Origin of the sequence: Alkalicoccobacillus porphyridii (assembly GCF_007293315.1) — a bacterium.
GTDB lineage: Bacteria > Bacillota > Bacilli > Bacillales > Bacillaceae_D > Alkalicoccobacillus > Alkalicoccobacillus porphyridii.
In genome coordinates this window covers 1-281 of the sequence record NZ_VLXZ01000168.1, presented here as the reverse complement: position 1 = coordinate 281, position 281 = coordinate 1, and the positions used below count along the sequence as shown (strand labels likewise).

The following is a 281-nucleotide window of genomic DNA, read 5'->3' as shown; positions in this document are numbered from 1 at the left end:
AATGGTATCGCCCCTGGCTATTATGCAACAGATATTACGCTGGCGACACGCAGTAATCCAGAAACCAATCAGCGCGTTCTTGATCATATTCCGGCAAACCGTTGGGGCGATACTCAGGATTTAATGGGCGCAGCCGTATTCCTCGCAAGTCCGGCATCGAATTATGTCAACGGGCATTTATTAGTGGTTGATGGCGGTTATTTAGTGCGCTAACCCATAACGGTGGTTTCTGTTTTCTCTTATTAATGATTATTCCATTTTTATTATCAGGAAGGAATTAC

General features: G+C 44.1%; 1 protein-coding gene. It reads left to right on the top strand.

Annotated elements, in window-relative coordinates; genetic code table 11:
• The coding region (locus FN960_RS23915; RefSeq protein WP_143850801.1) for an SDR family oxidoreductase at positions 1-213 on the top strand (213 nt) is incomplete at its 5' end.
• Positions 214-281 lie beyond the last annotated feature (68 nt).